The 16,218-nt window shown below is 68.0% G+C and carries 12 protein-coding genes; 4 read left to right on the top strand and 8 right to left on the bottom strand.

All coding sequences use genetic code 11. The annotated features are described in order from the left end of the window. Positions 1-113: 113 nt before the first annotated feature. The 6 genes from AC1RM6_RS19120 to AC1RM6_RS19095 form a co-directional block, all read right to left on the bottom strand. Positions 114-947: an MOSC domain-containing protein gene (locus tag AC1RM6_RS19120; protein ID WP_493104092.1), complete on the bottom strand. Its 834-nt coding sequence runs from the start codon at positions 945-947 to the stop codon at positions 114-116. Positions 948-989: 42 nt separating this feature from the next. Beyond that, the gene (locus AC1RM6_RS19115; protein ID WP_493104090.1) at positions 990-1,202 is read right to left on the bottom strand and encodes a hypothetical protein; all 213 of its coding nucleotides are present in this window, start codon (positions 1,200-1,202) and stop codon (positions 990-992) included. A 13-nt stretch (positions 1,203-1,215) separates the two neighbouring features. Further along, positions 1,216-1,731, bottom strand: coding sequence for a peptide-methionine (R)-S-oxide reductase MsrB (msrB, locus tag AC1RM6_RS19110; RefSeq protein WP_493104088.1), 516 nt, complete (start codon positions 1,729-1,731; stop codon positions 1,216-1,218). Positions 1,732-1,904: 173 nt separating this feature from the next. After that, the gene (locus AC1RM6_RS19105; protein ID WP_493104086.1) at positions 1,905-3,014 is read right to left on the bottom strand and encodes a sensor histidine kinase; all 1,110 of its coding nucleotides are present in this window, start codon (positions 3,012-3,014) and stop codon (positions 1,905-1,907) included. 446 nt (positions 3,015-3,460) lie between these two features. Continuing rightward, complete coding sequence (locus tag AC1RM6_RS19100; protein ID WP_493104084.1) at positions 3,461-4,462, bottom strand: cytochrome-c peroxidase; 1,002 nt, start codon at positions 4,460-4,462, stop codon at positions 3,461-3,463. Next, the gene (locus tag AC1RM6_RS19095; RefSeq protein ID WP_493104082.1) at positions 4,459-4,992 is read right to left on the bottom strand and encodes a homogentisate 1,2-dioxygenase; all 534 of its coding nucleotides are present in this window, start codon (positions 4,990-4,992) and stop codon (positions 4,459-4,461) included. Before AC1RM6_RS19095 ends, AC1RM6_RS19100 begins: the two co-directional genes overlap by 4 nt. A gap of 114 nt (positions 4,993-5,106) precedes the next feature. On the opposite strand from AC1RM6_RS19095, the gene AC1RM6_RS19090 reads away from it, so the two are divergent. The 4 genes from AC1RM6_RS19090 (at position 5,107) to AC1RM6_RS19075 (ending at position 12,285) form a co-directional block, all read left to right on the top strand. Further along, positions 5,107-7,236 (top strand): TonB-dependent receptor plug domain-containing protein, encoded by a 2,130-nt coding sequence (locus AC1RM6_RS19090; RefSeq protein ID WP_493104080.1) that lies wholly within the window; start codon positions 5,107-5,109, stop codon positions 7,234-7,236. A gap of 321 nt (positions 7,237-7,557) precedes the next feature. Beyond that, positions 7,558-9,822: an NADP-dependent malic enzyme gene (locus tag AC1RM6_RS19085; RefSeq protein ID WP_493104078.1), complete on the top strand. Its 2,265-nt coding sequence runs from the start codon at positions 7,558-7,560 to the stop codon at positions 9,820-9,822. A gap of 202 nt (positions 9,823-10,024) precedes the next feature. After that, on the top strand, positions 10,025-10,774 hold the full coding sequence (locus tag AC1RM6_RS19080; RefSeq protein ID WP_493104076.1) for a hypothetical protein: 750 nt from the start codon (positions 10,025-10,027) through the stop codon (positions 10,772-10,774). A 233-nt stretch (positions 10,775-11,007) separates the two neighbouring features. After that, the gene (locus AC1RM6_RS19075; RefSeq protein WP_493104074.1) at positions 11,008-12,285 is read left to right on the top strand and encodes a glycosyltransferase; all 1,278 of its coding nucleotides are present in this window, start codon (positions 11,008-11,010) and stop codon (positions 12,283-12,285) included. 105 nt (positions 12,286-12,390) lie between these two features. On the opposite strand, the gene AC1RM6_RS19070 is transcribed toward AC1RM6_RS19075, so the two are convergent. Continuing rightward, on the bottom strand, positions 12,391-14,175 hold the full coding sequence (locus AC1RM6_RS19070) for a methyl-accepting chemotaxis protein (RefSeq protein ID WP_493104072.1): 1,785 nt from the start codon (positions 14,173-14,175) through the stop codon (positions 12,391-12,393). After that, positions 14,172-16,214 (bottom strand): TonB-dependent receptor plug domain-containing protein, encoded by a 2,043-nt coding sequence (locus tag AC1RM6_RS19065; protein WP_493104070.1) that lies wholly within the window; start codon positions 16,212-16,214, stop codon positions 14,172-14,174. Before AC1RM6_RS19065 ends, AC1RM6_RS19070 begins: the two co-directional genes overlap by 4 nt. Positions 16,215-16,218 lie beyond the last annotated feature (4 nt).

Raw genomic sequence — 16,218 nt, 5'->3', positions numbered from 1 at the left:
GGCATCGGCTCCTCCTGCCCATGCCAATGTGTTCACCATGTCTCCGAACGCTGTTCACCTTGTACCCGGTCCATACACGGAGGCCGGGGCGACGGGGCAATACCGGTCCCCCCTCACCCCAGATTGCTCTCGCCCGCCTCCAGGACCTCCACGACATCGCCGACCCCGATCTCGCCGGGGCCGTCGGGGATCGCGTTCTGGCCGAACATGATCCCGCCCTTCGCCATCCGGCCGATCGCGCGCAGCGTCGTCAGCGGATCATTGTCGTGGTGGCGCTCTCCGGTCGCCGGATCCTGGGTGGTGATGATGCAGCGCGAGCAGGGCTTGGCGATCCGGAAGCCGACACCGCCGATGCGGATGCGGCGCCAGCGATCCTCGTCCCAGGCACCGGTGCCGGCGATCACCAGATTGGGCCGGAACCGGTCCATCCCGACCGGCGCGGGCAGGCTGGCGTTGAGCGCCGCGAGCGAGGCCTCGGTGGTGACCAGCAGCGGGAAGCCATCGGACAGGCTGACATGGTCGTCCGGCTGCGCATAGGCGGGATCGACCGGCCGAATGCTGCTATCGGGTTGGTGGACCAGCCGGACCCGCTTGCCGAGCGCCTCCGAGAGGAAAGCGTCGGCCGCGCCTCCGGCGATCCGTGCGGGCAGCAGATCCCGCCAGACCTTGGCTTCGATCGACCCGGCATGCTCGTCGGGCCGCGCCACCGCCAGCGTGCCCAGTTCGGGGTGGCACAACAGCAGGCCGTCGCCATCATGGTCGACCGCGATCCGCGCCATCTGCGGCAGCTCGCGCCGGGTCTGGAAGCGGCCGGTCTCGTCGACCACCATCCAGCGCCGGTCGCCGGCGATCCCGCGCGGCTCGATCGATGCCCAGGCGAGCGCATGGCCGCCCAGGCTCTTGACCGGATAGCGGAACAGCCCGGAAATCTGCGGCGGAGTCGTCATCGCCCCTTCATAAGGCGATCGGACATCGCGTCCATCCCGTGCCTATTTCAGGCGGCTATTGGCCCATATGATCTGGCCGAGCCCGACGAGCGCGAGCAGAGCGCCCCACAGCACCCATTGCTTGTCGCCGACCATGAAGCCGACCCGGAAGGCGAGGTCGAAGCCCTGCAGGATCCACACCCCGCCCATCGCCATCATCGCCAGCCCGATCAGGCTGCTGATCGCGCGCATCGCGCCGTTGAAGATCTCGCGCATCGCTCGTTTCCCCTTATGCCTTGGCGGGCGCGAAGCCCATCGCCGCCCCGTTCATGCAGTATCGCAGTCCGGTCGGCTGCGGCCCGTCGTCGAAGACATGGCCGAGATGCCCGCCGCATCGGCTGCAATGGACCTCGGTCCGCGACATGCCCAGCGATCCGTCGGCGCCGGTCGCGACCGCGCCGTCGATCGGCGCCCAGAAGCTCGGCCAGCCGGTGCCGCTGTCATATTTGGTCGATGCGTCGAACACAGGCTGGTCGCAGCCCAGGCAGGTGAATTTGCCGGGGCGATGCTCGCCGAGCAGCGGGCTGGTGAAGCGCGCTTCGGTGCCGGCCTCGCGCAATATCGCGTAAGCCGCGGGGCTCAGCTTCGCGCGCCATTCGGCGTCGCTATGGCGCACCGGATAGCGGCCGGCGGATCCCGGCGCGGGCGGCGCGCCTGCGGTGGTGCGGGTCAGGCCATAATAGCCGGCCAGCGCGACCGCCGCGACGCCGACCCCACCCATGCCGATAAGTTCGCGCCGCGTCATGGAACTGGTCTCCAGCGAAAAGGGGGGAGTCTTTTCTTCGTCATCCTGAACTTGTTTCAGGATCCACCGTGCAACAAGGGACCGTTCCCGAGCGGAAGAGTAGATGCTGAAACAAATTCAGGATGACAGCCTATTTATGTCGTTCCCCGTCAAGCTTTATCCGCGTGCCAACCCTAACGCACGCCGATCGTCGCCGGGAAGCCGATGACGAACCGCGCACCGCGGCCGGGCGCGTTGTCGGCGGCGGTCAGCCGCCCTTCGAGCTGCTCGACCATCGCCAGGATCACCGTCATCCCGATCCCGGCGGTGCTGGTTTCGGGGGTGAAGTCCTCGGGCAGGCCGGGGCCGTTGTCGGTGACGGTCAGGACATGCTGGCCCAGGCCGTCGGGATCGATAGACAGCCGCACCTTCGGCCCGCCATGTGCGACAGCGTTGGACACAAGTTCATGGACGATCAGGCCGATCGACTGGATCTGGCCGGGGGAGAGGATGACTTCGGTGCCGTCGACCTCGATCTCGGCGCCGAACATGTCGGCGAGGCCGACGCTGAGCCGCCGCAAATAGGTGAGTCCGCCGACCCGCTCGGTTGATTCGACGCTGAAGAAGGCGCTGTGAAAGTCGGCGACCGCGGTGGTGCGGTTGGCGGCGATCCGCAACTGCTTGCGGGCATCGGGGTCCCTGGCCGCGTCGGACTGCATCGCCAGCATCAGCGACAGCGACTGGAGGCTGGTGAGCAGCCGGTGATCGATCTCGCGCTGGATCGTCTGGACCCGCTCCATCGCCCGGCGGGCGGCGAGCCGCAGCTCCATCTGGTCCATCACCATCGCCGCGAGGTCGGTGAGCTGGGCGATCTCGTCCTCGGTCACCTCGCGCGGCTGCTGGTCGATCACGCACAATGTGCCCAGGCCATGGCCGTCATGGGTGCGCAGCGGCACTGCGAGATAGAAGCGAAGGCCGAATTCGCCCGCGACCAGCGGATTGGCGAGCGCGCGCGGATCGGCGCTGGCGTCGTTCAATATCCAGGGGCCTTCGCCGAGGATCGCCGAGGCGCATAGCCCGGGATCGCGGGCGATCTGTTCGACATCGACGCCGTGGTGCGACTTGAACCAGATCCGGTCATGGTCGACCAGGCTGATGATCGCGATCGGCACGTCGAACATCCGCGCGGCGATCCGGGTCACCCGGTCGAACGCCCCGTCGGGCGGGGTGTCGAGAATATCGTAGCGGCGCAATGCCGCCAGCCGTTCGCCCTCATTGGCCGGAATGATCTCGGAAACCGCCAAGACTGGTCCTTCCCGCTCATGCCCCGAGGGCATGGCCCACCGCTGAATTGTAAATTGTCTGTTAACGGCGGGCCGTTGCTTTGTCGCTACTTGATTATGCCAATCGTTCGCGACCGGAAAAGTTTCTCCCTGGAATGTTGCCAATGGCAAATTGCGGTCGCCCATGGCCAGGCGTGGCCGACGGTGGTCAGTGCCGCGGAACCATGAAATTCAGCAGCAGCACCGCGTCGAACGCGACGATCGAGAAGAATATGGTCTTGCGGGCGAGCGTGTCGATGATGGCCATGATGAAATCCCTGTTCCGAAGCTGTCTCTGGAACCGGATGTAACCGAGCTGCCCATCGTGCGATTTCAGCGCGGCGCTATGCGATGTCGGCGCCGACATATTTGTATCGGCTTTGTATCGGCGGTGACGTGCGCTGCGACAAAGTGGGTGCGAAGGCTGGTCAGAGCGGCTTGCCGCACGCCTGGTCGGGCATCGCCAGCGCCGGATCGTTGACGAAGCCGGCATCGGTCAGCCGCACCAGGAAGGCGACCAGCGCGGTCATGCCGGCTTCGTCGGGCTGGGGGATCGCGTGACGGCGGATCGCATCGGCGATCGTCGGCGCCGATCCGTCGTGAAGATAGGGTGCGGTCAGCGCGACGTTGCGCAGCGGCGGCGTGCGGAACAGGCCGCGGTCGGCGGGGCGCCCGGTTTTCTCGAAGAGCCCGGCGTCCTGCGGGTCGGGGCGGGTATCGACGGCATGGAAGCCACCATCGGTGAAATTCGCGCCCTGGTGGCAGGACGCGCAACGCGCCGCGAACAGCGTCGCGCCGGCCCGTGCGATCGGCGGAAAATCGCTCTTTTGGCCGCGGCGATAAAGATCATAGGGGGTCGCGTGCGACACCATGCTGCGCTCGAACGTCGCGATCGCCATCGCCACGCCGGCCATGTCGATCCGGCCGCCGGTTTCGGGAAAGGCGGCGGCGAACATCCGGACATAGCAGGGATTGCGGCCGAAACGGCGCGCGACCTCGGCCTCGCTGCCCTTCATCCCCATTTCGACCGGATGGTCGCCGAACACCGGCACCAGCACTTGCGCCTCGAGCGTCTGGAGGCTGGGATCGGCCCAGGTCAGCGGCCCCATCCAACCGACATTGACGAGGCCGGGCACGTTGCGCCGACCGGGATCGCCATGGACCCCGGGCCGGGTGCGGTTGCCGTCGGCGAAGCCGCGCCGCTGTTCGTGGCAGCTCGAACAGGCCATCGTGCCGTCGACCGACAGGTCGGCGTCGTAGAACAGCCGCCGGCCGAGTTCGACCTTGGCCGCGGTCATCGCATTGCCGGCGGGGACCGGCGGCGGTGCGATTCCGGGTGCGAGTGCCCAGCGCCAGTCGGTCGCGGGCGCGGCGGCGATGCAGCCCAGCGTTGCGATCGCCAGCCAGAACCGGCGCGGCCGTCGGCTCAAGGCAGGCGGGTCAGCAGCATCGGCAGCGCGGGCGATCCGTTGGCGGCGATCTGCAGCACATAGCGACCGGGTTCGAGGGTGAAATCGACCATTTTGCGGATGCCCGAGCAATCGGGGCCATGGCCATGCGCCGCCGACGGCAGCGGCTTGCCGTCCTGAAGCATGTCGATCCACGCGCCCGAACCGAGCGCGACCCGGTAGAGCCCCTTGTCGACGACGGTGAAGCCGAACATCCCGCCATAGCTGACCGATCCGCCCGGCTTTTCGGGGCGCAGCGCATAATGGACGTCGGCGGTCGAGATGAGCGTCGCATCGACCGCCTGGCCGGGGACCAGCGTTGCCGCATCGATCTTGGCCGGTTCGGCGGCGGCGGTCAGTGGCGTGCGGCTGCTCCAGCCGGCCAGCGCGGCGGGCAGGGGGGCGGGCGTCGCAGGGCAGGCGGCGGCCGGCGGCGATGCCATGTCCTGCGCCGATACACCTGCCAGCGGCAGCGCCGCCATCGTCATTGCCAGCCAGATCGTCTTGCCCAAAGCGGGTCTCCTCATCGCCACCGGCGCCTTATCGCCCGGGATGACGCGCGCGGCAACTAATGTATAGGGGCGCATATAACGAGTCGCGTATGGCGGCCGAAAAAGGGGACTATCATGCGCTTCTCGACCTTGCTCTGCCTGTCCGCGGCCTCGCTCGCCTGGGCGCCCGCCTTTGCCGCCGATGCTGCCGATGCGGCGGCGAGCGCCGGCGACGGCACCGCCTTCGACCTCGGCCAGATCATCGTTACCGGCCCGCGCACCCAGGGGACCGAGATCGGCACCGCCACCCTGTCGTCGGAGGCGATCTACAATTTCAACCGGGTGACGCTCGACGATGCCGCGAACCTGATCCCCGGGGTCACCGCGGGCAATAGCGGCGGGTCGCGCAACGAGCGGCTGATCTTCGTCCGCGGCTTCGACCGGTTCCAGGTGCCGGTCTCGATCGACGGCATCCGCGTCTATCTGCCCGCCGACAACCGGCTCGATTATGGCCGCTTCCTGACCCCCGACATCGCCGAGATCCAGGTGGCCAAGGGCTATGTCTCGGTGCTCGACGGGCCCGGCGGGATGGGCGGCGCGGTCAACCTCGTCACCCGCAAGCCGACCAAGCCGATCGAGGCCGAGCTGCGCGGCACGCTCAATCTCGACAGCGACGCCGATTATGCCGGCTACAATGTCTTCGCGCTGCTCGGCACGCGCCAGGACAAATATTATCTTCAGGGCAGCTATACCCGCAGCTTCACCAGCCACTGGGACCTGCCGGGCGGCTATGATCCGGTCGCCGGATCGGCGGAGGATGGCGGCGCGCGCGATTTCTCGCGGTCGCGCGACTGGCGGGTCAATGCCAAGGCCGGCTTCACCCCCAACGACACCGACGAATATTCGATCAGCTATACCCGGCAGGAAGGCAGCAAGAATGCGCCGCTCCACGTCACCGATCCGGTCGCGACCCCGCTGCCGACCGGTGCGCCGACCCCGCGTTTCTGGACTTGGCCCTATTGGAATATCGAGAGCATCTATTTCCTGTCGACGACCGCGCTCGGTGACCGCGCGACCCTGAAGACCCGCGCCTATCGCAACGCCTTCGACAATCTCCTGTCGTCGTTCGACAACCGCACCCAGACCACCCAGACGCTCGGCCGTGCGTTCAACAGCTATTATGCCGACAAGGCCTATGGCGGATCGGCGCAGCTCGACGTCGCCTTCACCGATGCCGACACGCTCAGCCTGGCGATGCATTATCGCCGCGACAAGCATGTCGAATATCAGCAGAGCTTCCCGGCCGGCACCACCGAGCCGCACCAGGAAAATCTCGAGGACACCTATAGCGCCGCCGCCGAGAACCGGCTGGCGCTGTCGCCGGCGCTGACGCTGACCACCGGCATCAGCTTCGACTGGCGCGACCTGAAGAAGGCCGAGGAATATGGCGTGCCGCCGACCGGCGGGGCCGCCCGGCTGTTCAGCTATCCGATCGAGAATGCCAGCGCGTTCAACTGGCAGGGCAAGCTTGAGTGGCAGGCCGATGCCGACACCAGCCTCCATGCGAGCATCTCGCGGCGCGCGCGCTTCCCGACCATCTTCGAACGGTTCAGCACCCAGTTCGGCACCGCCGCGTCGAACCCCGGCCTCAAGGCCGAACGCGCGGTCAATTACGAGATCGGCGGGTCGCGCAATGTCGGCCCGGCGCGGGTCGAGGGCGCGATCTTCTACAGCGACGTCCAGGACGCGATCGTCGCGGTGCGTCCGACCGGCTTCCCCGCCGGCACCAGCCAGCGTCGCAACCTCGGCAACGGCCATTATTATGGCGGCGAGGTCTCGATTGCCTGGAACGTCGCCCCGGGCATCGAGCTCGGCGGCAACTATTCCTATATCCGCCGCAAGTTCGACATAGCTTCGGCCGCGGCGGTCACGGTACCGGTGTTCGCGCTCACCGACGTGCCGACCCACAAGGGTTTTGCCTATGCGAGCTGGTCGCCGATCGCCGCGCTGAAGATCCTGCCCAGCGTCGAATATGCGTCGAACCGCACCACCCTCGACACCTATTTCCCGACCTCGCCGACCACCGTTCGCTATTATCGCACCGGTTCCTATGTCCAGGCCAATATCCGGGTCGATTATGAGGTGATCGACGGGGTCGAGATCGGCGTCGGCGCGCGCAACCTGTTCGACGATTATCATGTCCTGACCGACGGCTTCCCCGAACCCGGCCGCAGTTTCTTCGCGAGCGTTCGCGCGAGGTATTGAGCTTCTTCTCAACCCCTCGCGTAGGTGTCGGGCTGCCGTCACGATCCTCCCTGCGCGCAGCGTGGGGAGGGGGACCATCCGCAGGATGGTGGAGGGGTTTTCCGACAGTGAACCCCTCGCAGTCGTCGAGCTTCCGCATAACCCCTCCACCACCTTCGGTGGTCCCCCTCCCCATCTGCGATGGGGAGGACCTTCACATCGCGTGAACGCCGTTCTCTTCGGCCCTCTCCGATATTGTCCGACAAAAAGCGTCTTTACCCCCATGACGTAGGCTGCGCAGGCGGCTATGGGGCTCGCCCGACCCACACCGAAAGGATGGCCATGGACGAGGATATCCGTTCGGCGGCACTCGAATATCACCGCTTACCCCGGCCGGGGAAACTCGCCATCGAGGCGACCAAGCGGATGGCGACCCAGGGCGATCTCGCGCTGGCTTATTCGCCCGGGGTGGCGGCGCCCTGCGAGGCGATCGCCGCCGACCCCGATCGCGCGCTCGACTATACCGGGCGCGGCAATCTCGTCGCGGTGATCACCAACGGCACCGCGGTGCTGGGCCTGGGCGCGATCGGCGCGCTGGCGTCGAAGCCGGTGATGGAGGGCAAGGCCGTCCTCTTCAAGAAATTCGCCGATATCGACGTGTTCGACCTCGAACTCGACACCACCGACACCGACGCCTTCGTCAACGCGGTGGCGCTGCTCGAGCCGACCTTCGGGGGGATCAACCTCGAGGACATCAAGGCGCCCGAATGTTTCGAGATCGAACGGCGCCTGCGCGAGCGGATGAACATCCCGGTCTTCCATGACGACCAGCACGGCACCGCGATCGTCGTCGCGGCGGCGGTCCGCAACGGGCTGCTGCTGCAAGGCAAGTCGTTCGCCGACGCGCGGCTGGTGACCTCGGGCGCCGGCGCCGCCGCGCTCGCCTGCGTCGACCTGCTGGTCGCGCTCGGCCTGCCGATCGACAATGTCACCCTCACCGACAAGGACGGCGTCGTCCATGCCGGCCGCCCCGACATGCCCGCCAATATGGCGCGCTATGCCCGCCAGACCGATGCGCGCGCGCTGCCCGACGTGTTGCCGGGGGCGGACATCTTCCTCGGCCTGTCGGCGCCGCGGGTGCTCAAGCCCGAATGGCTGCCGCTGCTCGCCGAAAAGCCGCTGATCTTCGCGCTCGCCAACCCCGAGCCCGAGATCATGCCCGAGCTGGTCCGGGCCGCGCGCCCCGACGCGATCGTCGCGACCGGCCGTTCGGACTATCCGAACCAGGTCAACAATGTGCTCTGCTTCCCGTTCATCTTCCGCGGCGCGCTCGACGTCGGCGCGACCGAGATCAACGAGGCGATGAAGGTCGCCGCGGCCGAGGCGATCGCCCTGCTCGCGCGGCTGCCCGCCGACGAACTGACCGCCGCGGCCTATGGCGGCGCCACCCCCGAATTCGGTCCCGGCCAGATCATTCCGTCGCCGTTCGACCCGCGGCTGATGCTCGAGGTCGCGCCGGCGGTGGCGAAGGCCGCCGCCGACAGCGGGGTCGCGCGTCGGCCGATCGCCGATCTCGCCGCCTATCGCAGCACGCTCGAGCGGCGCAGCTGGCGGTCGAGCCAGATCATGATGCCGGTCTTCTCGGCGGCCGCCGCCAAATGCCCGCGGCTGGTCTATGGCGAGGGCGAGGACGAACGCGTGCTGCGCGCGATCCAGACCGTGCTCGACGAAGGGCTTGCCCGGCCGGTGATCGTCGCCCGGCGCGAGATCGTCACCCAGCGGCTCGCCAAGCTCGGGCTGCGCTGGCGGCTCGATCATGACGTCGAGATCGTCGATCCGATGGCGGGCGGGCCGCTGCTCCAGGCGCTGGTCGAACCCTATCAGCATCTCGCTGCCCGGCGCGGAGTGACGATGGACCAGGCCGAGCGCCGCATCTACCGGCGTCCGTCGGTGACCGCGGCGATGCTGCTGCGCACCGGCCATGTCGACGCCGCGGTGGTCGGTGGCAACAGCGAATGGTGGGGCCAGATGAAGCTGGTGCTGCCGGTGGTGCCGCGCGCCGAGGGCGTCGAGCGGGTCTATGCGATGTCGGCGCTGATCATCGATGCCGGTGCGCTGTTCTTCACCGACACCCATGTCATTCCCGATCCCGATGCCGAACAGATCGCCGAGATGGCGACGCTGGCGGCGGCTGAGGTGCGCCGCTTCGGTCTCGATCCGCAGGCGGCTTTGGTGTCGCACTCGAACTTCGGCGCGTCGGACACGCCGAGCGCGCGCAAGATGCGCGCCGCGCTCAAGCTGCTGCGCGCTCGCAACGTCGATTTCGCGGTCGATGGCGAGATGCATGCCGACACCGCCTTGTCGGAGGCGCTGCGCAAGCGCTTCGTGCCCAACTCGCCGCTCCAGGGGTCGGCGAACCTGCTGGTGATGCCCAATCTCGACGCCGCCAACATCACCCTGACCGCGATGGGCGCCTCGGGCAACGGCATGGTGATCGGGCCGATGCTGCTCGGGCTCGCCCAGCCGCTGCATGTCCTGACCCCGACCGCGACCGCGCGCGGGATCGTCAACCTGACCGCGATCGCGGCGGCCGACTGCGCGAAATAGGCCTTGCCGATCGCTGGACGGGACTGGCTGCGCACAGTTCGGAACGGTTAATCTCCCGTCCAGATTCGCTATGGCTTTTCGCGCCGTTCGACCTGTCGGCCGAGTCCATCGGTGCGAAATTTCGGATTTGTGTGTTTTTGCGCGTTTTCCGGGGCACTGGGTGATTTCACTCGGTCCGAAATCCCTCTAGGCGATTCTTCCGATGCCTTCGGCCCTTTCCCGATTCCTGCCGAAATTCCGGCGCGAGCAGTTCGAGCGCCGCACGCTCGCGATCCTGCTGGTCGTGATCATCCACATATTGGTGCTGATCGCGCTGCTGACGCTGGCGCCGCCGGCGATGCGCCTGCCCAAGCCACAGATACTGACGACCTTGCTGCTGCCGTCGGAGGATCCCTCCAAGAAGAAGGCGCACAAGCAGCACGACGCCGGCGGCGCGCCGAAGACCGCGACCAAGGCCCCCGCTGCGGCCGCGGCCAAGCATGACAAGCCGCCGGTCGAACCGGTCGTTCCGCTCAACATGATCCTGATGAACAGCGCCGATTTCGCCGCCGCCGACATCGGCAGGATACCGCATCCGGCGGCCTCCACCGGCGCCGGCAACGGGGTCGGCGACAGGCAGGGCGACGACGAGGGCACCGGGCAGGGGCCGGGTGGCGAGAAGCTCTACCGTGCCGAATGGTATCGCGAGCCGACCGATGCCGAGATGGCCACCTATATGCCGCGCTCCGTACCCAGGGGGAGCTGGGCCGAGGTGGCCTGCCGTACGATCGCCGACTTCCGCGTCGAGGATTGTCGGGAGTTGGGCGACTCGCCGACAGGCAGCGGCCTCGCCCGCGCGCTGCGCCAGGCCTCCTGGCAGTTCCGCGTCCGACCGCCGCGGGTCGGCGGAAAGACCCTGATCGGTGCCTGGGTGCGGATCCACTTCGACTTCATCCGCGACAAGGCGAATTAGCGAGCATTGCGCACCGCTCGAAGGCTGGGCGCAGACTACCCCTCCACCGTCATGCTGAACTTGTTTCAGCATCCACTCTCATACTCGGGAACGTTCCCCCGTCGCTCGGTGGATGCTGAAACAAGTTCAGCATGACGAAGTCGGCCATGTTTATCTGTATGTTAGCGGAAGAGTGTCGAGTCGTAGGTCGCCCCGCTCGCCATCGCGCCAGCCGGCATGATAAGGCTCGCCGCATGCCCCGCATCGTCCTCGCCACCATCGGTTCGCTCGGGGATCTCCACCCCTTCATCGCGATCGGCAGGGCGCTCGTCGCGCAGGGCGATCAGGTGGTGCTGGCGGTGCCCGAAGATGGTGTCGCGAAGGTGCGCGCTGCGGGACTCGAGGCGGCGCCGATCCTCCCGAGCTATGCCGCCATTTGCGATCGGCTGGGCATGAGCGCGGCCGAGGCCGCCACCCGGCTGATCGCCGATCCGGATTTCGTGGTCGACGAAATCCTGATGCCCTCGCTCGATGCGAGCACGCGCGCGCTCGATGAACTGGCGGCCGGCGCGGACGTCCTGGCGAGTTCGATCTTCACCTTCGCGGCGGGCATCGTCGCCGAGAAGCGGCGCCTGCCGCTCGCGGCGGTGATCCTCCAGCCGATGACCCTGTTCTCGGCATGGCAGCCGCCGACCGCGCCCCGTTTCGAGATGATGCGGCACCATCCGCGCACCACGATCGGCCGGGGCTGGAACCGGGCGGCCTATGCGCTCGGACGGACGATGTTGCGGCGGCGCTATGCCGGGCCGATCGACGCGGTGCGCGGGCGGCTTGGGCTTGGACCGAGCATCGGCGCACCCCTGCTCGATCATGGCGTGGCGACCGCGGCGACGATCTGCTGCTGGTCGCGGGCGCTGGGCGCATTGCCGCCCGATGCGCCGGCCAATGCGGTCCTGTCGGGCTTTCCATTGTTCGACAGCGAAAGCGGCGCCGACGAGGCGATCGCGCCGGAACTGGAGGCGTTCCTCGACGGCGGCGATCCGCCGCTCATCTTCACGCTGGGTTCGGTCGCGGTCGCCGCGGCCGGGGATTTCTATGCGGAGGCTGCCGCCGCGAGCCGGGCCATCGGCAGACGCGCGATCATGCTGACCGGGCAGGCGGGGCCGTCGCGGCGCGACGGCGACTGTCTGGTCATGGGTTATGCGCCGCATTCGGCGATCTTTCCGCGCGCCGCCGCGGTCGTCCATCATGGCGGGATCGGGACCACCGGCCAGGCGCTCCGTGCCGGCTGCGTCCAGATCGTCGTGCCCCATTATGGCGATCAGTTCGACAATGCCGCCCGGCTGCGCGATGCCGGGGTCGGTGCGATCCTCGATCGCAAGACCTTCGACCATGCGCGCGCGGCGAGGCTGCTCTCGTCGGTGCTGGCATCGCCCGGCATGGCCGATGCGGCGCGGCGGGCCGCCGCCGTCGTCGCGGCCGAGGATGGCGCGACGGTCGCGGCCCGGCATATCGCCGGGCTTTGCCGGTAACCCTTAGAGTATGTCCTGATCAGGTTGATCAGGACATACTCTAAATTGTCTTTGTTTTCCGCATTTTCCGAGCCGTCAGGTGATTCCACCTGACTTGAAAATGCTCTAAGCCGCGCGCAGATGCCGGGTGAAGGCCTGGGCATCCTTGCCCAGCGCGGAGAGGCTTTCCTGCAGCGCGACGCTCGCCGCTCTGAGGTCGCGCACGAAGCTCTGATTTTCGACCGCCGAATTGCGGATCGCGCCGCTCGCCTCGACCAGCGCGGCGGTGCGGACGCGGACCGCGCCGATCCGCTCGTCGATCTCGTCGGTCGAGCGGACCTGGACCGCCGAGACCATCGCCACCCGCGAGGCGACCTGGGTCATCGATTCGATCAGCCCGCCGAGTTCGCTGGTCACCTCGACGATCCGGCCGATGCCCTTCTGCATCTCGCCGACCTGCTGGCGGACATTGGTGGTCGAATCGCCGGTGCGGCTCGACAGCGACTTGATCTCGCTGGCGACCACGCCGAAGCCGCGCCCGACCTCGCCGGCGCGCGCTGCCTCGATGGTGGCGTTGAGCGCGAGCAGCCGGGTCTGGCGGGCGATGTCGTCGATGACGTCGACGATCTGTTCGACCTCGTCGGCCTTGTTCTCGGAATCGGCGACCGCGCGCCGGGCATGTTCGGTATGGTGCAGGATCGACTGCGCGACCCGGCTGGTCTGCCCGACCTCCTGGTCGATCTGGCGGATCGACGCGGTCAGCAGGCCGGCCGCGGCGCCGGCCCCCTCCATCTCGCCGGTCAGCACCCCGGCAAGCTGCTCGAGTTCGGCGGCGAGCGCGCGATTGCTGTCGGCCGAGGTGTCGAGCTGTTTCGAGCTGCCGTCGAGCCGCGCCATCGCAGCCTGCACCGACCGGATCATCGTCGACACCTGCGCATCGAATTGTTCGGCGAGGCGGGCGAGCGTTTCGCGCCGCGTGACCTCGGCCTCGCGCATCGTCTTGGCCACCGCCTCGCGCTGCCGCTCGCCGGCATCGCGCGCCTTGGCTTCCAGCGCCTGCTTCTCGCTCTCGACCCGCCGTGCTTCGAGCGCCTGGCACCGGAAGGTGCGCAGCGCATCGACGACCGCGCCGAGTTCGTCGCGGCGGTCGAGCGCGTCGAGGTCGACATCATAGTCCGACGCGGCCAGCGCCGAGGTCGCGCCGGCGATCCGCCGGATCGACTCGATCGTCGCATGGCCGATGACATAGGTGATCAGCACCCCGAACGCCGCGACCGCGATCGTCGCCAGCGCCAGCACCACCACCAGCGCGCGGATGCGCGCGCTGATCGCCGCGGCATGGGCATCGGCCTCGGCGACGCCGGCCCGGGCGGTGGCATTGACGTCACGGACCACCTGCTGAGCATTGGCGCGGAATGGCGTCAGCATCGTCGCGCTCGACGCGAAGTCGATGTCGAGCATCGAGGTGACGACGTCGACCGCACTGGCATAGCGGTCGATCTGTACGAGGGTGCGGTCGAAGCGGGGCTTGTCCGACACCGTCGGTCGCAGCGCCGCCAGGTCGCGGCGGACCGCTGCCAGATCCTGCTTGATCGTCGCGGCGCGGCGCGGGACATCGACGTCGTGACTGCCGGCGGCCTTGGCGACCAGCAACCGGTAGAGATCGCCGTCGGCGCGTTCGAACCGGGTGGCGATCGAATTGAGCGCGGCGATCTGCCGCATATCCTCGTTGACGATCTGCGCGGTGCTTGACCGGGCGTGGAGCAGCGCGCCGACGCTCAGCACCGCGGTGAGCAGCAGCAGCGCGAGCATCACCCCCGGCGCCGCCGCGAACTTGGTGTTGAGCGAGCGGTCGGCGAGCCGGGTGCGCCGGACCATATCGTCGGCGAGGCGATCGATCAGGCGGCTCATAGGTCGAAGGCGATCCCGGCGCGGATGCGGCGGTCGGCCGGGATCGGCGATCCGGTCGCGCCGCGGGTGTCGGTGAGATTCTCGCCGGCCAGGCTGGCGGTGAGCTTCGGGGTGATCCGCCAGCCCAGCTTGCCGTCGAGCGCGATCGTGTCGGGAATATGCACCAGCGTGGGATTGCCGTCGGGCATGGTCGCAAGCTGCGCGGTGGACGAGGTGTAGCGCGCCACCCCGGTCGCAAACCAGCGGCCGGCGTCGTGGCTCAGCTCGAGATTGACCTTGTGGCGCGCCAGCGCCTTGTCGGCATCGACGATATAGGCGCTGCGGGCGTTGGCGCGCAGATGCGCATAGCCGCTGTCGGTCCAGCTATAGTTGAGATGGCCGGTCCAGCGGCCGATGCTCCCCGACAGCGATATCCGCGCGCCGACCGATTTCAGATCGCCGATATTGGCGAAGCGGTTCAGCAGCAGCGGCTGTCCGGTAGGTCCGACATAGAAGGCTCCCCGGTTCGGAAAGGCGATGAAATCGTCGATGCGCGAAAGGAACAGCCCGGTGTCGAGCTTGAGCACGCCCAGCGCGCGGGCATAGCCGATCTCGCCGCTCCACACCGTGGCGGGCTTGATCGCCGGATCGCCTGCCAGCAGCAGCGGGAAGGGCAGGTCGGGCAGCGGGGTCAGGATGTGCAGACCGAGCGCCGACAGCGATGGCGATTCGATCGCACGGCCGCCATTGATCCGCAGCTGGCCGGCGGCGCCGAGGTCGAGCAGCGCCGCGCCGTTGAAGCTCAGCGTGGTGAAGCTGCGGTCATAGGCGGTGGTCGGGTCGATCTGCGGCTGGTCGGGCACGCCCTTCTGATCGAGGGTGACCCGGTCGATCCGCGCCGCGGCGGTCAGCGCGAGACGATCGGTCGGGTGCGCGTCGATCATCGCGCTGCCGGCGATCAGGTCGTAGGAGACTTCGGGCGAATAATAGATCGCGCTGTGCACCCGGTTGGCGCGATATTCGGCGCCGATCCGCAGCGTCGTCCCGGCGCCGATCCGGGCGAGCGCCGAACCCTGGTTGACGATGATGCGGTTCTTGATCTGCGCGTCGATCCGGGTGGTGTCGGGCAGGCCGGGCACGCGGTTGTCGGGACCGTTGATATAATCGAGCCAGTTCACATAGCTGCGCGCGTCGAGACTGCCCCAGCCGGTGTCGTGGCTGATGCTGGCGCCGATCGTGCCGGTCTTCACGTCGAGCGCGGTCAGGATCGGGTTGACCAGCAGCTCGAGCTGGCGGCTGCGCGCATAGCCGGCATTGGCGGTGACATGGGTCGCTTCGCCGATCGTCGCGGCGAAGGTGCCCGACACGTCGTCGCGCTCGACCCCGCGGCCGGCGGTGCCCGGATCGTTGACCCCGCCGGGGATCTTGCGCTCGTCCTCGCGCAGCCGCCCCGCCGACAGTCGCACGCCGGCGCGATCGCCGATCGCGAGGCCCCCGACCATGCTCAGCCGGCTATAGCCATGGCCGCCGATCTCGGCGCTGCCACTCAGCCGGTTGCTGGTGGCGTCGACGGTGATGATGTTGACGACCCCGCTCGCCGCATTGAAGCCGAACAGCGCGCCGGCGGGGCCGCGCACCAGCTCGATCTGCTGGATCTCCTCGAGCTGGATGCCGAGCAGGTTCCAGTTGGTCATGCCATAATGGTCGAGATAGATTTGCCGGCCGTTGACCAGCACCAGCAGCCGCGGATTCCACGGCTGGACGCCGCCGCGGACATTGACGTCGCTGCCGCCGGCGGTCCAGCGATTCACGTCGATGCCGGCATAGGTCTTGAGCAGGCCGGGCACGTCGCGCGCCGGCGAATGGGCGATCTGTTCGCGGGTGATGATCGTGATCGCGGCGGGCGCCTGCGACGCGCGCTGCGGCTTGCCCGTCACGCTGGTGGTGACTGGCTCGCCCATCAGTTCGGCGAGCTGCGCATAGTCGACCTGCTGGGCGAGCGCCGGCACCGGTGCCGCCAGCGCCGTGGCCAGGACGATCGATCGGATGGGGCGGAACATGGGC

The sequence above is a fragment of the Rhizorhabdus sp. GW822-FHT03C02 genome, assembly GCF_058801765.1.
This window is presented reverse-complemented; position numbering and strand designations above follow the sequence as displayed.